At 46.7% G+C, this 413-nt stretch carries 1 tRNA gene and 1 rRNA gene; both read right to left on the reverse strand.

The features are described 5' to 3' along the window. Window positions 1-186: 186 nt before the first annotated feature. A tRNA-Glu gene (locus FHC52_RS22540) sits at window positions 187-262 on the reverse strand. An 85-nt stretch (window positions 263-347) separates the two neighbouring features. Next, window positions 348-413 (reverse strand): 16S ribosomal RNA (locus tag FHC52_RS22545); the annotation flags it as partial.

Consider the following 413-nt stretch of genomic DNA (forward strand, 5'->3'; position numbering starts at 1 on the left):
AACCTCACAACCCGAAGATGTTTCACTTCTGATTGCGAAAATTTGAGAGACTCGAACACACCATTAAGATGTGTCGTTTCAATTTTCAGCTTGATCCAGATTTTTAAAGAGCAAATATCTCAAACGTCACCCGAAGATGAGTTTTGAGATATTAAGGCAGGTGACTTTCACTCACGAACCAGCAAGTGGCGTCCCCTAGGGGATTCGAACCCCTGTTACCGCCGTGAAAGGGCGGTGTCCTGGGCCTCTAGACGAAGGGGACACTGAAGTCTCAATCGCAAGACGCCTTGCTATTTACTTTTCATCAGACAATCTGTGTGAGCACTACAAAGGCAGGTTCTTTAAGGTAAGGAGGTGATCCAACCGCAGGTTCCCCTACGGTTACCTTGTTACGACTTCACCCCAGTCATGAA

Source organism: Enterobacter sp. EC_64 (assembly GCF_019584165.1).
Lineage (GTDB): Bacteria > Pseudomonadota > Gammaproteobacteria > Enterobacterales > Enterobacteriaceae > Enterobacter > Enterobacter roggenkampii.